The sequence below is a fragment of the Lachnotalea sp. AF33-28 genome (assembly GCF_003477885.1).
Lineage (GTDB): Bacteria > Bacillota > Clostridia > Lachnospirales > Lachnospiraceae > AF33-28.
In genome coordinates, this window is record NZ_QUEE01000022.1 from 33,673 (window position 1) to 52,402 (window position 18,730).

Annotated in this window: 19 protein-coding genes; 3 read left to right on the top strand and 16 right to left on the bottom strand. The window is 48.4% G+C overall.

Translation table 11 applies throughout. From position 1 onward, the window contains the following. Nucleotides 1-14: 14 nt before the first annotated feature. From DWZ56_RS21540 to DWZ56_RS21550, 3 genes are all read right to left on the bottom strand, one after another. On the bottom strand, nt 15-818 hold the full coding sequence (locus DWZ56_RS21540) for a GTP pyrophosphokinase (protein WP_118558687.1): 804 nt from the start codon (nt 816-818) through the stop codon (nt 15-17). Nucleotides 819-957: 139 nt separating this feature from the next. After that, a complete protein-coding gene (locus tag DWZ56_RS21545; protein WP_118558688.1) occupies nt 958-1,827 on the bottom strand; it encodes a M23 family metallopeptidase in 870 nt (289 codons plus the stop codon). 72 nt (nt 1,828-1,899) lie between these two features. After that, nucleotides 1,900-3,354 carry an aminoacyl-histidine dipeptidase gene (locus DWZ56_RS21550; RefSeq protein ID WP_118558689.1) on the bottom strand — a complete coding sequence of 485 codons (1,455 nt, stop codon included), beginning with the start codon at nt 3,352-3,354 and terminating at the stop codon, nt 1,900-1,902. Nucleotides 3,355-3,697: 343 nt separating this feature from the next. Between DWZ56_RS21550 and DWZ56_RS21555 the strand changes: the two genes are divergently transcribed. Beyond that, nucleotides 3,698-4,597: a nucleoside recognition protein gene (locus DWZ56_RS21555; RefSeq protein WP_118558690.1), complete on the top strand. Its 900-nt coding sequence runs from the start codon at nt 3,698-3,700 to the stop codon at nt 4,595-4,597. Nucleotides 4,598-4,609: 12 nt separating this feature from the next. On the opposite strand, the gene DWZ56_RS21560 is transcribed toward DWZ56_RS21555, so the two are convergent. The 3 genes from DWZ56_RS21560 to rsmD all read right to left on the bottom strand — a co-directional run bounded on the left by DWZ56_RS21560 (nt 4,610) and on the right by rsmD (nt 6,359). Next, nucleotides 4,610-5,218, bottom strand: a complete 609-nt coding sequence (locus DWZ56_RS21560; RefSeq protein ID WP_118558691.1) for a vacuolar family H+-ATPase subunit H — start codon at nt 5,216-5,218, stop codon at nt 4,610-4,612. Nucleotides 5,219-5,298: 80 nt separating this feature from the next. After that, entirely contained in the window at nt 5,299-5,775 is a 477-nt protein-coding gene (gene coaD / locus DWZ56_RS21565) for a pantetheine-phosphate adenylyltransferase (RefSeq protein WP_118558692.1), read from the bottom strand. Between the two features lie 26 nt (nt 5,776-5,801). Continuing rightward, on the bottom strand, nt 5,802-6,359 hold the full coding sequence (rsmD, locus tag DWZ56_RS21570) for a 16S rRNA (guanine(966)-N(2))-methyltransferase RsmD (RefSeq protein ID WP_118558693.1): 558 nt from the start codon (nt 6,357-6,359) through the stop codon (nt 5,802-5,804). Between the two features lie 330 nt (nt 6,360-6,689). On the opposite strand from rsmD, the gene DWZ56_RS21575 reads away from it, so the two are divergent. Together DWZ56_RS21575 and DWZ56_RS21580 are read left to right on the top strand one after the other, a co-directional pair. After that, nucleotides 6,690-6,896 (top strand): alpha/beta-type small acid-soluble spore protein, encoded by a 207-nt coding sequence (locus DWZ56_RS21575; RefSeq protein ID WP_118558694.1) that lies wholly within the window; start codon nt 6,690-6,692, stop codon nt 6,894-6,896. A gap of 279 nt (nt 6,897-7,175) precedes the next feature. Continuing rightward, complete coding sequence (locus tag DWZ56_RS21580; protein ID WP_118558695.1) at nt 7,176-8,021, top strand: PHP domain-containing protein; 846 nt, start codon at nt 7,176-7,178, stop codon at nt 8,019-8,021. Nucleotides 8,022-8,098: 77 nt separating this feature from the next. Here DWZ56_RS21580 and DWZ56_RS21585 read toward each other — a convergent pair whose 3' ends face one another. The 10 genes from DWZ56_RS21585 to rimP all read right to left on the bottom strand — a co-directional run bounded on the left by DWZ56_RS21585 (nt 8,099) and on the right by rimP (nt 18,544). Beyond that, nucleotides 8,099-9,286, bottom strand: coding sequence for a C40 family peptidase (locus DWZ56_RS21585; RefSeq protein WP_118558696.1), 1,188 nt, complete (start codon nt 9,284-9,286; stop codon nt 8,099-8,101). A 162-nt stretch (nt 9,287-9,448) separates the two neighbouring features. Next, nucleotides 9,449-10,369 carry a bifunctional riboflavin kinase/FAD synthetase gene (locus DWZ56_RS21590; RefSeq protein WP_118558697.1) on the bottom strand — a complete coding sequence of 307 codons (921 nt, stop codon included), beginning with the start codon at nt 10,367-10,369 and terminating at the stop codon, nt 9,449-9,451. An 18-nt stretch (nt 10,370-10,387) separates the two neighbouring features. Further along, entirely contained in the window at nt 10,388-11,266 is an 879-nt protein-coding gene (truB, locus tag DWZ56_RS21595; RefSeq protein WP_118558698.1) for a tRNA pseudouridine(55) synthase TruB, read from the bottom strand. Between the two features lie 2 nt (nt 11,267-11,268). After that, a complete protein-coding gene (locus tag DWZ56_RS21600; protein ID WP_118558699.1) occupies nt 11,269-12,234 on the bottom strand; it encodes a DHH family phosphoesterase in 966 nt (321 codons plus the stop codon). Nucleotides 12,235-12,340: 106 nt separating this feature from the next. Beyond that, entirely contained in the window at nt 12,341-12,733 is a 393-nt protein-coding gene (rbfA, locus tag DWZ56_RS21605; RefSeq protein ID WP_118558700.1) for a 30S ribosome-binding factor RbfA, read from the bottom strand. 35 nt (nt 12,734-12,768) lie between these two features. Next, nucleotides 12,769-16,200: a translation initiation factor IF-2 gene (gene infB / locus DWZ56_RS21610; RefSeq protein ID WP_118558701.1), complete on the bottom strand. Its 3,432-nt coding sequence runs from the start codon at nt 16,198-16,200 to the stop codon at nt 12,769-12,771. Between the two features lie 20 nt (nt 16,201-16,220). Next, entirely contained in the window at nt 16,221-16,535 is a 315-nt protein-coding gene (locus tag DWZ56_RS21615) for a L7Ae/L30e/S12e/Gadd45 family ribosomal protein (RefSeq protein ID WP_118558702.1), read from the bottom strand. Beyond that, on the bottom strand, nt 16,522-16,800 hold the full coding sequence (gene rnpM / locus DWZ56_RS21620; RefSeq protein ID WP_118558708.1) for an RNase P modulator RnpM: 279 nt from the start codon (nt 16,798-16,800) through the stop codon (nt 16,522-16,524). Before rnpM ends, DWZ56_RS21615 begins: the two co-directional genes overlap by 14 nt. 21 nt (nt 16,801-16,821) lie before the next feature. Next, nucleotides 16,822-18,048, bottom strand: coding sequence for a transcription termination factor NusA (gene nusA, locus DWZ56_RS21625; RefSeq protein WP_118558703.1), 1,227 nt, complete (start codon nt 18,046-18,048; stop codon nt 16,822-16,824). Between the two features lie 55 nt (nt 18,049-18,103). After that, entirely contained in the window at nt 18,104-18,544 is a 441-nt protein-coding gene (gene rimP / locus DWZ56_RS21630; protein ID WP_442911456.1) for a ribosome maturation factor RimP, read from the bottom strand. Nucleotides 18,545-18,730: the final 186 nt, after the last annotated feature.

The window sequence follows — 18,730 nt, forward strand, 5'->3', positions numbered from 1 at the left end:
TATCTCCCTTCAGGTTAATTCAGCTTCTGTACATTTCTCCTGGCTGCGATCGCATCCAGACGGCTACAGAAATCTTCCAGTTCCTCCAGAGTACCCGTCTTATACAGATTGTAAAACTCATCCTGTATATTTAACATGGCCTCTTTATTCTCGGAACGGTAAAGCGCCTGTATATTGTTCAGGATATCCGCCACCACATTGGCCTTCTCACGGAAGAGCTGCTGGGCGGCCATAACCTCTTCGCGGATGGAGGACATCTCCGAATCCAGCGAAAGCACCGCCTCCGCGGAACTGCTTAGGCGCTCCCGGATGTGCTCAGGCACATTTCCCTTATATTTATACTGCAGGGAATGTTCAATGGTCGCCCAAAAATTCATGGCCATGGTGCGGATCTGTATCTCCACCGGTATCCGCTTGATGCCGTAAATGGTCTGCACCTCATAATTCACAATCATATGGTAGCTGCGGTATCCGCTCTTTTTCCGGTTGGTGATATAGTCCACCTCGTCCACCACCGCCATATCGCGGCGGCTTCGGATGATATCCGACACTTTTGTAATATCTTCCACAAACTGGCAGGTCAGCCGTATACCCGCTATATCTTCGATGCGGTCCACCGCCTCTTCCACCGGTATTCCCTTCTTGTTCGCCTTTTCCAATATGCTGGACAGGGTCTTTACACGGCCGTCCACCTGTTCAATAGGTGAATACAGCCCCGCCTGACGGTATTCCCTGATCATATACTGAAATTTCACAATCAGTTCCTGTACGGCCAGCTCATACGGCGCCAGTGTTTCCTTCCACAGTTGTATTTCCAAACGGTCCCCTCCTTGTCTAATCGCTCACAGCCTATCATAGAAAAAGGTATAGTCCCCACATACAGACCTATACCTTCAGACTTTTACCCCGATACTCCCCATCTATTATACGGCCAAAACGGGCGTTTGGCAACAAAAATCAATAGCTGCTGACAAGCTTCCTGCCTTCTAAGAACTTTAACACCCAATAAGGGTTCACGCTCTGCTCTTCGTTGTGGTCCGTACGCAGATAGATTCCCACATGCAGATGCACAGCGAAATTGCCGGTGGTGCCCTCCACCGTACTATAGCCGCTGTCCCCCATATAACCCAGCAGCTGTCCAGCCTTCACCGTTTCCCCCGCTTCAAACTGCCTGGCGTAGCTGTGCATATGGGCATAATAAAGGTAAGCGCCTCCCGGGGCACGGATGCCGATCCGCCATCCGCCCTGCTCCAGCCAGCCGATCTTTTCCACCGTTCCGTCGCTCATGCTGACCACCGGAAAATAGCCCCGTTCATTGTTGTCGGCCATCACATCCGTCCCCTCATGGTGCCGCTCTCCGCCATAGGTGCGCTTCGCTCCCCAGGAATTATCATAATGCACATAGGGGCTTTGTCCGTCCGTGTTCTCCGGAACAGGAAAGTATTTCAGATCCTTCAGCACCGTTTCATAAGCATTGCGCAGCTTTTTAAATTCCACCGGCTTCACCGCCGTCAGGCTTTCATAATTTTCCTTATAAGTGGAAAGGGACAGATACAGGTCTGTCCCCTCCAGTGAATATCCGTTTGTAATCATATATACGGCCAGGACATCGTATGGGTCCAGACCTTCCTTTCCGGCGAACTCCCAAAGCTTAGAAACCGCCGTCCCAAAGGATAGGCTCCGAAATGCCTCGGACTCACCGGTGTAAGCATCCAGCTGGTAGAAATTCGGATTTCCTACCAGATACTGATGCAGCACACAGATCAGACAGGCCAGCAAAATCACAGCGCTTACATAGCGTGCCAGAAAACGTCGGATGGGTACCATGGACAGACCCCCAAAACGATCTTACTACACTTTATGCGGCGGGATTCTTTTTATGAATTGAGAATGTACGGACTAATTCTGCATCCGCTTTAATACCTCACATACGAAGTCATAGGTTCGGGCCGTAGAGGAAATGCTTAAGCGTTCCTGAGGCGTATGAATATCCTTCATGTCCGGTCCAATAGAAACCATATCGATGCCGGGCAGCTTCTTGCCTATGATGCCGCATTCCAGCCCTGCGTGAATCGCCTGCACCTGCATTTTGCTTCCGTATTTTTCCTCATATACATCGGCTAAAAGAGCGCGGAAATTGGAGTCTCTCTTATATTCCCATTCCGGATAATCACCGGTAAAAGTGAAATCGCCGCCTAAGAACTGAATCAGATACTCCAGCTTATCACACAGCAGCTTTTTTCTTGAATTTATACAGCTGCGTATGGAATAGCGCATCATGAAATGATCTTCAGTAAGCCTCATCACACCCAGATTAAGAGAGGTCTCCACCAGCCCTTCTATATCCGTGCTCATAGCCTGCACGCCGTACGGAGCCTGCATGAGCAGGAATATGACCTTTTCCTGATCCAGCGGATTTAGGATCTGTGCCTGTTGTGCCGTCTTAAACTCCAGTGTTATATCGATATCCGGATCTACAGTCTGGTACTCATTGCGAATCTCCGCCAGAAAGTCCGCTGTCTCCTTCTCCAGCGTCTGCACCGCTTCCTCGTCTACCAAAAGTTCAGCCCTGCAGGTTCTTGTGATCGCGTTGTCCTTGCTTCCGCCTTCCAGAGAAATCAGGCTGTAATCGCCTTCCAGATCCAGGCGGAACAAAAGCCTTCCCATCAAAATATTGGCGTTTGCCCTCTGTTTGTCAATCTCTGCGCCGGAGTGGCCTCCCTTAAGGCCGCTTATCACCAGATCCGCACGGACACCTTTCGCCTTTGCATAGCGCACCGGCAGCTGCAGATCGTAGCGCACGCCTCCCGCACAGCTGGAAAGCATGATGCCCTCCTCTTCCGAATCCAGATTCAGCAGATACCGGCTTCTACACATGGACAAATCAATGCCGGCCGCGCCTTCCATACCCACTTCCTCATCGATGGTAAACACGCATTCCAGCCTCGGATGTGCAAGGCTCTGATCCTCCAATATGGCCAGCATCATGGCCACCGCTATGCCGTCATCACCGCCCAGCGTGGTATCATGGGCATAGATCCAATCCCCATCCACATCGATATCCAGCGGATCCTTTGAGAAATCGTGCGCAGATTCATCTGTTTTTTCATTCACCATATCCAGATGTCCCTGCAGCATGACAGCCGGACTTTCTGCATACCCTGCGGACGCCGGCTTTATAATGATGAGATTGTTCAGCTCATCCTGATAATATTCCAGCCCGTGCGCTTTGGCCATATCAGCGCAGTAATCGCTGATCTTTTTAGTGTTCCCTGAACCGTGAGGAATCCTGGTGAGCTCCTCAAAGTAATAAAATACGCGCTCAGGCTGTAACCCCTCTAACCTGTTATTCATAAATAAATCCTCCTAAAGTAATTTTACGCAATAAATTGTCCGCTGCGCAGACGAAAATCAGCGCAGGTATAATGCTGTCGACATTATACCATGTCAGCAGGCTGACATGACCCCTTCGGGGGATGCGCATGATTTCCTAAGGAAATTGTCCGCTTCGCGGAAGGAAATCAACGCGGGTATAATATCTGTCGATATTATACCACATCCCCATTCAAAATCAAAGAGTGCGGGGTCTGTAATAATCGTGATATCAATTTCATACATATAACTAGCGGCTAAACACAGGTATGAAAGTTTGCAGCCGCCTGTGCACCTTGGCCAAATACCCTTGAGGACTCCGAATATGAAACTTCGTTTATTCCGCGCTTTTGCTATAGTGTTTCTGATCTTATCCCTGCTAAATCCCAAAACCAGCGTGGCGGGCGCCAGCGCAGGACTCGTTCTATGGTTCCAGACAATTGTGCCCACTTTGCTTCCGTTTATTATTTTATCCAATATTCTTGTATCATCCGGATGTGTGAAATATTTCCGCAGGCTTTTAGCACCTTTAATATCCGGCATATTCCATAAGAGCGGCAGCTGCGCCTATGCTGTCGTGGTGGGCCTGCTCTGCGGTTATCCCATGGGCGCAAAGGCCGCCGCGGATCTGGTGGAAAGCGGTCAGATCAGTAAAAAAGAAGGGCAGTGGCTGATCTCGTTCTGCAATCTTCCAAGCCCTATGTTCCTGATCGGTTTTGTTGCGGTAAATCATATTGCCGCAGCCGTTTATCTGCCGGTACTCGTTTTGGCGCTGCTGTCCGGAGGCTTTTACAAAACATCCACAGAGGAAACTAAGAAGCCTCTTTTGGAACAGACTCCAAAAAAGGCTCCCACACTCATGTATATATTCGAATCTTCCATTATGGACGGGCTGGAGCTGATCGCAAAGATCGGCGGTTATATCATCCTCTTTTCCATCCTGTCCGCTTACATACAGACTGTTCCTTTCGCACACCAGCTTCCAAAAGGAATATTGCTGGGCACGATTGAAATCACCACCGGCATCCACTATGCGTCCGGCATGGCCTGCAGCGCGAAGCTAAAAGCTATTCTCTGTACCGGTATCAGCGTGTTCGGAGGATGCTCCGGATTAGCGCAGACAAACAGCGTCATGAACAAGGCCGGTTTCTCACTGCTTCACTATACCGGCTGGAAACTGTGCCACGTGCTGCTAAGCTGCGTGCTCATGTATTTTCTCTGGTAGCCGGCATCACTGCTACTGCTCTTCGGAAGCGGTCTGCGGCTCCATCTGTATGGACTCTGTGGTTGCCGCCGCCTCTGCTGTTTCATCTCCGCGCAGCTCACGGCGGTTGGCGGTCACTATATCATAGGTTCCCTGCATGGAAGTCATATAGGACTGGAATTTGCTCTGAGTATTTTCCATCGTATGGCTGATGATAGTCTGCAGGCTCTTTAACATCTCATCCGTATATCTCACTGCGCCTTCCCGGATATTGTTGGCATCCTTCACCGCATTGTCCACAATAGCCTGCGCCTGTGCAGACGCCTGTTCCATCAGCTGATTGGCCTGTTCATATGCTCTTCTCATGATCTCATGCTCATTGATCAGTTCCGTTGTCTGCTTGCTCGCTTCGCTTAACATGCTGTCCGCCTGCATCTTGGCATCGGAGAGTATGGCATCCTTATTGCTGATGATTTTCTGATATTTTTTAATTTCATCAGGCGTGCGCATGCGAAGCTCCACCAGGAGCTCATCGATCACATCCTTTTCCACTATAATCTTTTTATTGTTTGTGAAGGGCTGCGGCTTACATTCGTCTATGTATGCTTCAATTTCGCTGATTAACTGTTCGATTTTGCTCATAAAACTGATCCTCCATGCTTTTCTTCAATCTGTCTGTCCTTTGTATATACATGATCATGTGAGCAGTGTGGATGTACTCCTCACCGAAACTTTTCCTGAAGCCTTTCCGCCACATACTCCGGAACGAATTCTTTCAGTTCTCCATGATACATTGCTATTTCTCTGACCGTAGTGGAACTCAAATACGAATACCTTAGATCGGTATTTAAGAACACCGTATCCAGTTCCTTATTAATTATGCGGTTTGTCTGGGAGAGCTGAAGTTCATATTCGAAATCAGTAATCGCTCTCAATCCCCTCACCACCACATGGCAGCCGCACTCGCCGGCAAAATCCGCCAGCAGGCCGCTGAATGCCCTGACTTCCACATTCGACAGATCCTTTGTGGTTTCCTCTAACATTGTAACACGTTCCTCTACAGAAAACAAAGGATTTTTTGCACTGTTGCGCAGTACACCGATGATTAAATGCTCAAAAATTTTGGCACTTCTGTGAATAATATCCAAATGCCCGTATGTTACAGGATCAAAGCTGCCCGGATAAATCGCCACCTGCATCCTATTCTCCTCCTATGCTTTCGCTCTTACTCTGTCATGCGGATAAGTACATGCTGGTTCGTCTTATACTTTTTGGCCCGTTCCATGTGATACCCACTTTCCTCAAGCCACAAAAAGCGGTTATCCAGAGAAGCCTCGATCACGATCAGCGTCCCGGCATCCGCAATCCCGGCATCCTTTAGAAGCCTTAGCACTTCCGGTTCCGCACCGTCCTGATAGGGAGGGTCCATAAAAACAATATCGAAGACATCGTTTTTTCCCTTCAGACGCTGCAAAGCTGTCAGCACCTCCGTATTCATCACCACCGCCCTGTCCGCTAATTTGGTAAATTCCAGATTTTCGCGTATACATTGCGCTGCCTTGGGATTATGCTCAACAAACACACTCTGCCTGGCGCCTCTGCTCAATGCTTCAATTCCAATCGCACCGCTGCCAGCATATAGATCCAGAAAACGGCATCCCGGCACATCCATCTGCAGCATATTAAACAATGTTTCCTTAATTCGGTCCGTTGTCGGCCTCGTTTCCGGGCCGTCTATCGTTTTTAAAGGAAGACTTCTTGCCGTTCCTGCAATTACTCTCATTTTATACTCCTTATATGCACATACTATTCCTAATTATTATAGTATGCTTCCTAAATTTCCACAAGATAAAATTCACAAAAATATGAGTCGAATTCTGTCTATTTATCGCATTTCCCGTCTAAATGCTTTAAAAATGTTTTTGAGCAGCCGGCTCCTGCCCCCAAAAATCGTTTTTCCAATTGAATGAAATTCCTGTTAAAGAGCACAAAAATTACCAGTGTATTATCCTCCTCCCGGCATATACTATCAGCGTAACATCTTACAAAGCCACAAGGCGCCCGGCACCAGCCGGTAAGTGAGATGCAAATAATACTCAAGGAGGACATTACAATGGCAAGCAATAGCTCAAACAGAATTGAAGTTCCTGAAGCAAAAGAAGCTCTGGACAGATTTAAAATGGAAGTAGCAGGAGAACTGGGTGTTCCGTTAAGCAACGGTTACAATGGTAACCTGACTTCTTACCAGAACGGTTCCGTTGGCGGATATATGGTTAAGAAGATGATCGAAGCCCAAGAGAAACAGATGGCTGGCAAATAAGTTTTAACCTGCGTTCCCCCGGCGTTATGCGCCGGGGGAATTTTTTGTTCTTTACATTTACTGTAATACTTCTTTCAAAACTCAAATCCGATAGAAATATCCGCGATCCTATTGTATAATGTCGACAGACATTATACGTGCGCTGATTTTTGTCTGCAAAGCAGACAATTACCATTGAAAATCATGCGCATCCCCCCCAGCGGGGACATGTCAGCTCGCTGACATGGCATAATGTCGACAGACATTATACATGCGCTGATTTGTATTAAAGGAGAATCTATGAATACAGTTGATTTACACGTACACTCAAACATGTCCGACGGAACACTATCGCCGGAAGAATGTACCGCCTATGCTATTGAGAAGGGGTTAAGCGCCTATGCGCTGACAGATCATGATACGACCGCCGGAATAGCCGCGGCACGGAAAGCGGCCAAGGGGAAATCTTTGAAGGTGATACCCGGTATTGAACTTTCCACCGCCTATCGCGGTGTGGAGGTCCATATCGTCGGGCTCATGATCGATGAACAAAACCGGGATCTGCTGCAGTATCTGAATGTCTGCCAGGACACCCGGCATCAGAGAAATCTGGAAATCATCCGCAGATTTAATGAAAACGGAATACCTATGGATGAGGAAGCGATCGCCGATGCCTTTCCGGATGCGATTATCACCAGAGCACATTTTGCCCGCTATCTGCTGGATTGCGGGTATGTCACCTCCATCCAGCAGGCCTTTGTCCGATATTTAAATCCCGGTAAATGCTGTTATGTGCCCAGAAAATATATCACACCGGCCACCGCCATAGGTTATATACTTAAGGCAAAGGGTGTGCCTGTACTCGCCCATCCAATGCTCTATCATATGAAGGATGCAGCTCTGGAAGAAATGGTCAGGGATCTGAAGGCGGACGGGCTCCTGGCGATTGAAGCCATATACTCCACCTACAGCCAGGCGGAAGAAAGCTATGTGCGCAGGCTGGCTTCCCGCTATCACCTGGCCGTTTCCGGCGGTTCGGATTTTCACGGCTCAAATAAACCTCACATCGATATGGGAACCGGCTGCGGCAGTCTGTGCATTCCGGAAGAAATACTGAATGACCTTCGTCGTCTGAAATATATGTAATGAAAAAACTTTTCTATGAATATCAAAAAGCAACGCAGGAATCTGCGTTGCTTTTTGATATTCATAGGGCTGACCCATCAGTCGCCAATTACATTCACAATCTTAACAGGAGTCGTATAATTCCATCTGGAAATTTTGATACCGGCGCTGGGATTAGCCGCATGAACGATCTGTCCGTTGCCGATATACATGGCAACATGATTGATCCGGCCGCTTCCGTAGAAAATCAGATCTCCGGGCTTCATCTCTGAAGAGCTGATCTTCTTACCCTGATTCGCCTGTGCTCTGGAAGAATGCGTCAGGCTGATTCCGAAATTCTTATATACGGACATCGTAAATCCGGAACAGTCCGCTCCTTTAGTCAGGCTTGTACCGCCCCATACATAACGGTTGCCCAAAAACTGCAGCGCATAATTTACAACCGAATTTCTCAAGGATGAGGAACTCGTTACCGGCGAGAACTCATATGCCTCAATCAGCGCGTATTTCACTTCTGCATAATCTGCGGATATAAATCCGGAGCTCATGTCTTTGCCGTCGTCATTACCCTCCAGGGAAATCTCAATCCATCCGTTCACCTGGTTTAGCACATCATATCTCTCATCGGTAGTGATCTTGGTAATCTTCTTGGAATCGGCGGAAGGCTCCTTTCTGACATTCAGATTGGACTCCGTCGTCACGATGGCCCTAAGCCTTGCTTCCTGTACTGCGATCAGTTCCGCGTCTTCGCCGGTCAGAATATATTCCTTAGACACATAGCCGGTAACCGGACCGGATTTGATCTTATACCAGTCTCCTGCATCCTCCAATATCTCACAGCCGCTGAAACGGATCATCTTACCGATAATCTCACCGTTCTTCTTGGGCTCTTTGCGCACATTGAGGTAACTGTTTACGTTTGCAATACCGAGATTGGTGTAGTTGTCCAAAACGGATGCGGCCTCTGCAGAAGTCATCGTAGTCAGGGCAAGCGCTACAGATTTGGATACAGCACCTGTGGCATATGCATTATAATAACCGTCCAGCGCTACGGACACACCGGCTACGCCTGTGCCGTCCGATAAATCGACCATGGAAGCCTGCGCCTGATAATACTGATCCAGGGTGGCGGCAACACCGGCTACTGCGACATCCGCAACTGAGGTGCTCTCGTCAGGTGTATATACATCTTCCGGAGCATCAGGAGCTGCGTAAACAACTTGTCCAGCTGCCAACGCTGCGCATAACGAAACCATAGCCGCTTTTTTAACGCTTCTTTTCTCCATAATAATTTTCTCTCCTATAGACAAATTCTTGTGGCATTCGCCATAATCTGCTCATCATAATTGGGGGTGGAACACGGTTTTATACCCTCTCCACAATTGTTACATAATTATTAAATTTATTACAAACCAATTATAACAAGCTTCAATTTCTTTGTCAACAGGTTATTTATGAAAATATGCTTCCGCGGCCGCTTTATCGCGCTCCACCTGCGCCATCAGCTCATCTTTTGACCCAAATTTTGTCTCAGGACGTAAAAAGGACAGCAGGCTGACATCCGCAGTTTTGCCGTAAAAATCCTGATTCACATCAAAAAGAAAGGTTTCTACCCCTTTTGGCAGACCGCCTTCGATGGTGGGTTTATTTCCCACATTTGTCACACCCCGGTACAGAATGCCGTCGATATTGGTTCTGCTCACATAGACTCCGTTCGGAGGCAGCTTTTTCGTCTGGGAAGGTCTCTGATTGATAGTCGGCCATCCAAAGGACCTGCCCATATGAAAACCGTGTATAATCTCTCCCTGCACTGTATAAGGATAGCCCAGCAGTCGGTTGACCGTTTCCATATTTCCCTTCTGAAGCTCTTCCTTAATATATGTGCTGCTCACAATCCTGCCGTCAATCCGTTCCTTTTCCAAAACTTCAAGGTCATAGCCGCATTCCTCCTGCATTTTTTTTAGGAGGGCACCGTCACCTCTGCGCCGGTATCCGAAATGGAAGTCCTCTCCGATCACAATCTTTTTCGCGTCCAGAGATTCGGACAGAATACGGCGCACAAATACCTCCGGTTCCATATGGCTGACCGGCTCTGTAAAAGGGTATTCTATCAGTACATCAATACCCATTTTCTCCAGAAAACACCTGCGTTCACGGTTCGTTAAGAGCATGCTGGCCGGCTGGCCGCTTAAAGACGCCGACGGCGGCAGATCAAACGTAAACACCACGCTGCACAGCCCTTCGTCCTTCGCTTTAAGGATCCGCTCCATCAGTTTCTGATGCCCGCGGTGCACTCCGTCAAATTTGCCCAGCGTCACCGCGCTGGGAGCGTTTAAATGGACGTTCTCAGTATCATATATATATTTCATTTTTACACCCGTCCGGCCCTATCTGCTGTAAAACATTTTCAGCGGTTTATATCCGGATTTATCCTCATATGCAGCATATAACCCGATAAACTGCCCAAAGCTGTCATACATGCGCACAGTCTGCCCGGCATACTGCACCGGCACAGCGTTGCCGTTATGAAGCAGTCTGTCATGACTTTCATCCGCAGTAATCTTAGGATAATCAGCAAAGACAGCATCCACCGGTGTTACAGCGTTTTCCAATATACCCGATCTGACCAGTTCTTCGATTGCGTCCAGCTTCAGCGATTCCTCCAGCCTGAAACGTCCCACCCTCGTGCGCAGCAGGCTCTCCATGCAGCCTCCGCAGCCCAACTCACTGCCTATATCATGGCAAAGCGTGCGGATATAGGTTCCCTTTGAGCAGGTAATTCGCATATGCACTCTTGGCAGCTCCATCTTAAGCACTTCTATCTCATAAATATGAACCGGCCGCGGCTGCCGTTCAACCTCCCGGCCCTGTCTGGCCAGCTCGTAGAGCTTTTTCCCATTCACCTTCAGCGCGGAATACATCGGAGGGATCTGCATATATTCTCCTGCAAAACCTCGGATCACTTCCCGCACCCGCTCCTCCTGTATGCTAACCTCCTGCCGGGACAGTATATTCCCCGTCATATCCTGGGTATCCGTTGAGCATCCAAGCAGAAGTACCGCTTCATAAGTTTTATCTTTATCTGTAAACAAATCACACAGCTTGGTCCCCTTCCCCAGGCAGACCGGCAGCACGCCTTCCGCCTCCGGGTCCAGCGTGCCCGTGTGACCGATTTTTTTCATTTTTAATATACCTCTCATTCTGGCAACAACATCATGAGAGGTATATCCTTTTTCTTTATATACATTGATAATTCCGTCCGTCATACTTAAGACCCGCTTTCAAGCGGCAGCTGCAGTACAATCTGTTGTGAGAGATTGTTTATTACATCGTATACGCTGCCGGTAATCGTACAGCCTGCGGCCTTTTTATGCCCACCGCCGCCGAAATAAGATGCCACCCTGCTGACATCAACCGTATGGTTGGAACGCATGCTCACCTTATACACGTGTGCTTCCATTTCATAAAGGAATATTGCTACTTCTATTCCTTCCGTGATGCGAAGCTGGTCCACAATTCCATCCAGATCCGTGGCATTCACCCCGTAAAAAACCATATCTTTCTGTTTGATTACGGAAAAAATACACTTCTTTTCCAGGAATACCACACTTTCCATCAGCGCTCTTCCCAGTATCTGATTTTGAACATAAGACTTTTTATAAAAGGTGTCATCAATAATCTGAGAATGGTTTATTCCCTTGTCTATCAGCATGCCGCCCGCCTGCATCGTGCGTTGGGTGGTATTGGAATGTTTAAAGACTCCGGTATCGTGTATAATGCCCACATAAAGGCACTCTGCAGCCGCAATGCTGATTTTGTCATAGTCAAACAGATAAAACAGCACTTCGCTGGTGGAACTGGTGTCCGGCTCCACATGATTTGTCTGTGCAAAGCCGGGATTTGTCACATGGTGGTCCAGGCAGACCGTGCGCTTTGCCGCCTCAAAAATCTGTCTTCCTTCGCCAAGCCTTTCCAAATCGCTGGCATCTAAGCTGATGCAGAGATCATAGGTCTCCTTTGTTTCAAAATCGGAGCGGATTTCATCCGCTCCCTTCAGGAAACGGAACACATCGGAAAATGCGCCCAAAAATACATCCGTCCTAAGATCCGGGTTGGTATCCTTCAGATAATTTTGCAAAGCCAGACAGGAACCTACACAGTCCCCATCCGGCCGCACATGGCCGATCACTGCTACGGAAGACGCATTTTTTATCAGTTCATTGATTCTGTCCATACTTACCCTCATTTCTGCGCCGCTCTTAGCGCCAATCCATCCCCTTTAAAGGCCACCAGCCCGCTGATGGCCCACGCGCACTTTCAGCAGTTTCTTATTCATTTCATTATTCTTCTTCGGACAATTCTTCGCCGATTTCCGTTCCGTCTTCATGATTTACCTCATCGATCAGACGTGTCATGTGCACGCCGTATTCGATGGACTGATCAAGAACGAAAGTGATTTCCGGAGTATTTCTAAGATTCACCGTTTTAGCCAGCTGGGTTCTGATATAGCCAACCGCATTCCTAAGGCCGCTTATGGTTGCCTTCGCCTCTTCCTCAGTCCCCAGAACACTGATATATGCCTTGCAGTATTTCAGGTCCGGAGCCACTTCTACCGCTACCACGCTGGTCATGGGATGAATCCTCGGATCCTTGACCTCGCTGCGGATAATGTTGGAGAGTTCCCTTTGAACCTCACTGTTGATTCTGATATTCTTTATACTGTTTTTTCTCATTCTGCTCCTATCTGCGATTCGGTACAGATCTGCCTCTAGCGCGGTACTTCTACCATCGTATAGGCCTCTATCTGGTCGTCCTCTAAAAGATCGTTGAATTTTTCAAATACCAGACCGCATTCATAGCCTTCCTTCACTTCTTTTACATCGTCCTTAAATCTCTTTAAGGAAGCCAGCGAGCCTTCGAAGATCAGATCTTTATCCCGGGTGATTCTGCAGCTGCAGCCTCTGACAAATTTTCCGTCTGTTACATAAGAACCCGCAATGGTTCCTACGCCGGAAGCTTTAAAGGTCTGTCTTACAACCGCATGGCCGATCACCTGTTCCTCAAATACAGGATCAAGCATTCCCTTCATAGCCGCCTCCACATCGGCAATCGCCTGATAGATCACGCGGTACAGCCTAAGATCCACTTTTTCACGTTCCGCTATGGAACGGGCGGTTGCGTCCGGACGCACGTTAAAACCGATGATAATTGCATTAGACGCGCTTGCCAGGCTGACATCGGACTCATTGATGGCGCCTACGCCTCCGTGGATCACCTTAACGACAACCTCTTCATTGGAAAGCTTCACCAGACTCTGTTTAACAGCTTCTACCGAGCCCTGTACATCCGCTTTTATGATGATATTGAGTTCCTTCAGATTACCCGCCTTGATCTGGCTGAACAGATCGTCCAGCGACATCTTCGCCTTAGTATCCTCCAGAAGCTTTTCACGTCCTTCTTTAATAAAGGTATCCGCAAATGTACGGGCTTCTTTCTCTGTCTTCGTGGAGACGAAGATCTCCCCGGCATTGGGCACGTCATTTAAGCCCAGAATCTCCACCGGTACGGAAGGCTTCGCTTCCTTCACTCTTCTTCCCCTGTCATCTATCATTGCCCTTACCTTGCCGAAACATGCGCCGGCCGCGATGGAATCTCCCACATGGAGCGTACCCTTTTGAACCAGTACAGTGGCTACAGGGCCTTTGCCTTTATCAAGTTCCGCCTCAATTACCAGACCTCGGGCGCTCCGGTCAGGATTTGCCTTCAGTTCCTTCACTTCCGCCACCAGCAGTATCATTTCCAGAAGAGTCTGGATGCCCTCTTTCGTATGGGCGGATACCGGAACGAAGATTGTGCTTCCGCCCCAATCCTCCGGAACCAGCTCATATTCCGTCAGCTCCTGCTTCACTCTCTCAACATTCGCGCTGGGCTTATCAATCTTATTGATGGCCACAATAATTTCCACACCGGCAGCCTTGGCATGGCTGATCGCCTCAATCGTCTGCGGCATAACACCGTCATCCGCTGCCACAACCAAGATGGCGATATCGGTGGACTGGGCGCCTCTCATACGCATAGCGGTAAAGGCCTCGTGTCCGGGCGTATCCAGGAAAGTGATCTTCTGACCGTCCACATCCACCACATATGCACCGATATGCTGTGTAATTCCTCCCGCCTCTTTCGCGATCACATTGGTTTCCCTGATCGCATCCAGCAGGGATGTCTTACCGTGGTCTACATGGCCCATAACACAGACCACAGGCGGCCTGGTCACAAGGGTGTCTTCCGGATCTTCCACATCTTTCAGCAGTTCTTCGATTACATCTATCTTGATTTCTTTTTCACACAGATACTCAAATTCAAGCGCGATGGATTCAGCAGTTTCGTAATCCACTTCCTGGTTGATCGTCACGATTTTTCCCTGCAGGAACAGTTTCTTCACGATCGCAGAAGGCTGAAGCTTCATCTTATCCGCCAGTTCCTTAATCGTCAGCACTTCAGGCAGAATGATGCTCTTGATTTCCGGCTCCGCAGGTTTTACAGGTTCCTGCTTGATCGCCTTTCTTGCGGATGGAGCCAGTTTATCTGCCTTCTTATTAAAATCGTCTCTTTCACGCTTATCAAAGCGGTCCTTCTGCTTGTTATCCAGCTTTTTACTTGTCTGCTTCTGGTTCTGAATCACACTGGGCTTAACATAAGAATCCTGTTTGATCACGCTGCTCTGGCCGCTGCGTCCCTGTGTCCTGGGGCCGCCCTGACCCTGACTGCGTCCATCCTGGCTTCTGGTATTGTTATAACCGCCGCCCTGACGGTTATTGCTGTAACCGCCCTGACCGCCCTGACCGCTCTGACTGCGGCCGGCATAGCCGCCCTGGCGGTTGTTGTTAAAACTGCCGCCCTGACGGTTATTGTTGTAGCTTCCGTCCTGGTTTCGGTTATTGTTGTAGCCGCTGCCCTGACGGTTATTATTGTAGCTGCCGTCCTGGTTTCGGTTATTGTTGTAGCCGCCGCCCTGGCGGTTATTGTTATAGCTTCCGTCCTGATTGCGGTTGTTATTGTAGCCGCCGCCCTGGCGGTTATTGTTATAGCTTCCGTCCTGATTGCGGTTGTTATTGTAGCCGCCGCCCTGACGATTATTGTTATAGCTTCCGTCCTGATTGCGGTTGTTATTGTAGCCGCCGCCCTGGCGGTTATTGTTATAGCTTCCGTCCTGATTGCGGTTGTTATTGTAGCCGCCGCCCTGACGGTTGTTGTTGTAGCTTCCGTCCTGGTTATGGTTGTTATTGTAGCCGCCGCCCTGGCGGTTGTTGCTGTAGCTTCCGTCCTGGTTACGGTTGTTATTGTAGCCGCCCTGACGGTTATTGTTGTAGCTTCCGTCCTGGTTACGGTTGTTATTGTAGCCGCCGCCCTGACGGTTGTTGTTATAGCTGCCGTCCTGGTTCCGGTTATTGTTATAGCCGCCCTGACGGTTGCTGTTGTAGCTGCCGTCCTGATTCCGGTTATTATTATAGCCGCTCTGTGCGCGGTCGCCCTGCGGACGGTTCTGGCCGCGTTCCTGCTGTGCAGCCGGTCTGTCGCCCTGAGTTCTCACCGGTCTGTCCGTGCTCTGGGCTGACAGTGTATTCTCATTTGCAGTCTTTTCGGGAACAGCGGCTGATGCCGGAGTTTCTACAGTCTTCGGTGCGGGCGCTGCCGGCGCTGCAACATTCTTCTTTTCCGTGTTCAATTTGTTCTCCGTTACCACCGGCTTAACCGTTTCTGTAACTACTGGCTTTTTTTCTTCAGTTTTAGGAACGGCCGCAGCTTTTGTTTCCGGAACCTTTACCTGTTCGGGAGCTTTAGGAGCCTGCGATGGAGCGGCAGGTTTAACAGGTGCAGGTCTCTGGCCCACAGGTTTAACAGGCGTCTGGCCCGGAGCAGGTCTGCGCTGCCCGCCCTGACCGCCTGATGTTCTTCCGCCGGACGGCTTATTTCTGTTAGAAGCGCTGTTCTGCGGACGAAATACCACAGAACGTTTTTTTTGTACCGGCTGTCCTGCCTGGTCCGGAGCAAGTGCCTTTTTCACCATGGCCACCTGATCATCCTCCAAGGAACTCTGCGGAGTCTTATCCGCAATTCCTCGGGATGCGAGCATATCCACAATCTCACTGCTTGATTTATCCAATTCTTTCGCTAATTCATGTATTCTTGTTTTTGCCATACTTACTACCTCCGACTATTCTACCTGTTAATGTTATCCATTTCCTTAATGATTGCATCCCGGAATCCTTCATCTGTCACCGCCAAAGAAGCCCTTATTTCTTTACCAATGGCCGGCCCCAGTTCGTCCTTCGTACCATAACAGCAGAAAGGCACCTGATAGTAAGTACACATATTGGTAAACATTTTCTTTGTATTATCTGATGCATCTGAAGCGACTATAACCAATGCTGCCTGTTGGGATTTTACGGCCTTCTCCGTGGAAAATTCGCCGCTCTCAATCCTGCCTGCTTTCATGGCAAGACCGAGCAAAGACAACACCCTATCCGTTTTCAATTTCTGTCATCTCCTCCCGAAGCTGGTCATATATTTCCCTCGGTATCGCCATCTTGAAGGAACGTTCCAACCCCTTGTTTTTGATTGCTTTCTCCAGACATTCACGGCAGAAGCATATATATGCGCCCCTTCCGTTCTTCTTTCCGGTAGCATCCAGTAATATATCGCCATCCGCAGTTTTTATTACGCGGAGCATATCACGCTTATTCTTCATCTCCTGACAGCCGACACACTGTCTTACAGGAACCTTTTTCTTCACACTCACCGGCGTCACTCCCACAGATTCTTATTCTTCAGTTTCCTCATCGCGGTCGGCTCCGTTTTCGTCCTGCTCATCGTAACCTTCCTCGTCGTATTCATCCTCATCGGAGTATTCAGTTTCTCCTTCAGGATACTCCTCATAGGTTTCATATTCCTCATAACCGGCATATTCTTCATCCATGTCTTCATTATAGCCGATTTCCTCAAACAGGCCGGACTCTCTCGCCTGGGTCTCGCTCTTGATATCAATCTTATATCCGGTCAGACGGGCTGCGAGCCGTGCGTTCTGCCCCACCTTTCCGATTGCCAGGGACAGCTGATAATCAGGCACTATGACCTGAGCCGTCTTCTCATCCTCATCCGCAACCACACAGATTACCTTTGCCGGGCTCAGCGCATTCTCTATTAAAAGCGCGGGGTTCTCATCCCAGTTAATGATATCGATTTTCTCACCGCGCAGTTCCTCTACAATGGCATTCACTCTGGAACCGTTCACGCCGACACAGGCGCCCACAGGATCCACGTTAGGGTCATTGGAGTACACAGCCAGCTTGGTCCTGGACCCGGCCTCTCTCGCAATTCCCTTAATCTCAACAATGCCGTCTTTCACTTCCGCCACCTCTGATTCAAACAGACGTTTTACCAGTTCCGGATGGGTTCTTGAAACCAGTATTCTCGGTCCCTTGGTGGTATCCTTTACTTCCAGGATATATACTTTAATTCTCTCCGTAGGACGGAATACTTCCCCTTTCACCTGTTCATTTTCATTGAGCATCGCATCGCATTTTCCAAGATTTATGCTGACATTTTTGCCTACATATCTCTGTACGATACCGGTCACCACTTCCTTTTCCTTGCCATAGAACTGGTTGAACAGCACCTTTCTCTCTTCCTCACGGATTTTCTGCAGGATCACGTTTTTCGCATTCTGTGTAGCGATACGGCCGAACTCCTTCGATTTAATCTCCACATGAACCGTATCGCCCAGATTTGCGTGCGCGTCAATATCACGCGCTTTTTCCAGGCTGATCTGCAGCAGATCGTCTTCCACATTCTCCGTAACTTCTTTCTCCGCATACACCTCAAAATCACAGGTGTTCCTGTCTATCACCACCTTAACGTTATCCGCCTTGCCGAAGTGGTTTTTGCATGCGGTGAGAAGGGAATTTTCGATCGCTTCAAGCATCGTATCCTTGCTTATGTCTTTTTCCTTTTCCAATATGTTTAACGCTTCCATTAACTCCTTATTCATTTTTCTGTTATCCTCCTTATTATCGTTTATCGTTTTGAACCGTACACTTATGAAATCAGAAATCAAATGCGAGGCGTATCAGTGCGATTTCTTTTCTGTTCAGTTGCAGTTTTGTATCATCTTCCAATTCAATCGTGACAGTTACCTCATCATAGGAACTAAGGATACCAAAATATTCTTTCTGCCTGTTTAATGGCTTATACAGATGGATCTCCACTTCTTCGCCGATACTGCGTTTAAAGTCCTTTTCTTTTTTTAAAGGTCTCCCCAGCCCCGGTGAGCTCACCTCCAGGATATAGCTTTCTTCAATAAAATCTTTTTCATCCAGCAGATCACCGAACTTGCGGCTGACCGTTTCACAATCGTCCACCGTGATCCCGCCAGGTTTATCAATATAAGCTCTTAAATACTTGTTGCCTCCTTCTTTCACGAACTCCACATCCACCAGTTCAAAATGGTTTTCGTCAATAATCGGAAGCAGGAGCTCCTCCGCCATTTTTTCAATATCCTCTTTCTTTGTCACGGTATCTTCCTTTCTTAGTGTCAAAACACACGACATCCGTCCAAACATATTGAAAGAGTGGACTCTCGCCCACTCTTTCTAATAAAATTTCATATTCATCCTATATAGTATAACACATCATAATCAAATTGCAAGCACTTTTTTATTCAATAGGAAATT

Coding starts and splice junctions, on each gene's coding strand:
- DWZ56_RS21560 (WP_118558691.1), bottom strand. CDS start 5,218: ATGAGCAAAATCGAACAGTTAATCAGCGAAATTGAAGCATACATAGAC.
- truB (WP_118558698.1), bottom strand. CDS start 11,266: ATGACGGACGGAATTATCAATGTATATAAAGAAAAAGGATATACCTCT.
- DWZ56_RS21545 (WP_118558688.1), bottom strand. CDS start 1,827: ATGGTACCCATCCGACGTTTTCTGGCACGCTATGTAAGCGCTGTGATT.
- DWZ56_RS21555 (WP_118558690.1), top strand. CDS start 3,698: ATGAAACTTCGTTTATTCCGCGCTTTTGCTATAGTGTTTCTGATCTTA.
- DWZ56_RS21580 (WP_118558695.1), top strand. CDS start 7,176: ATGAATACAGTTGATTTACACGTACACTCAAACATGTCCGACGGAACA.
- coaD (WP_118558692.1), bottom strand. CDS start 5,775: ATGCAGGTGGCGATTTATCCGGGCAGCTTTGATCCTGTAACATACGGG.
- rbfA (WP_118558700.1), bottom strand. CDS start 12,733: ATGAGAAAAAACAGTATAAAGAATATCAGAATCAACAGTGAGGTTCAA.
- rsmD (WP_118558693.1), bottom strand. CDS start 6,359: ATGAGAGTAATTGCAGGAACGGCAAGAAGTCTTCCTTTAAAAACGATA.
- DWZ56_RS21585 (WP_118558696.1), bottom strand. CDS start 9,286: ATGGAGAAAAGAAGCGTTAAAAAAGCGGCTATGGTTTCGTTATGCGCA.
- nusA (WP_118558703.1), bottom strand. CDS start 18,048: ATGAATAAGGAGTTAATGGAAGCGTTAAACATATTGGAAAAGGAAAAA.
- DWZ56_RS21575 (WP_118558694.1), top strand. CDS start 6,690: ATGGCAAGCAATAGCTCAAACAGAATTGAAGTTCCTGAAGCAAAAGAA.
- DWZ56_RS21600 (WP_118558699.1), bottom strand. CDS start 12,234: ATGGACAGAATCAATGAACTGATAAAAAATGCGTCTTCCGTAGCAGTG.
- infB (WP_118558701.1), bottom strand. CDS start 16,200: ATGGCAAAAACAAGAATACATGAATTAGCGAAAGAATTGGATAAATCA.
- DWZ56_RS21590 (WP_118558697.1), bottom strand. CDS start 10,369: ATGAAATATATATATGATACTGAGAACGTCCATTTAAACGCTCCCAGC.
- rimP (WP_442911456.1), bottom strand. CDS start 18,544: ATGGCGGAGGAGCTCCTGCTTCCGATTATTGACGAAAACCATTTTGAA.
- DWZ56_RS21550 (WP_118558689.1), bottom strand. CDS start 3,354: ATGAATAACAGGTTAGAGGGGTTACAGCCTGAGCGCGTATTTTATTAC.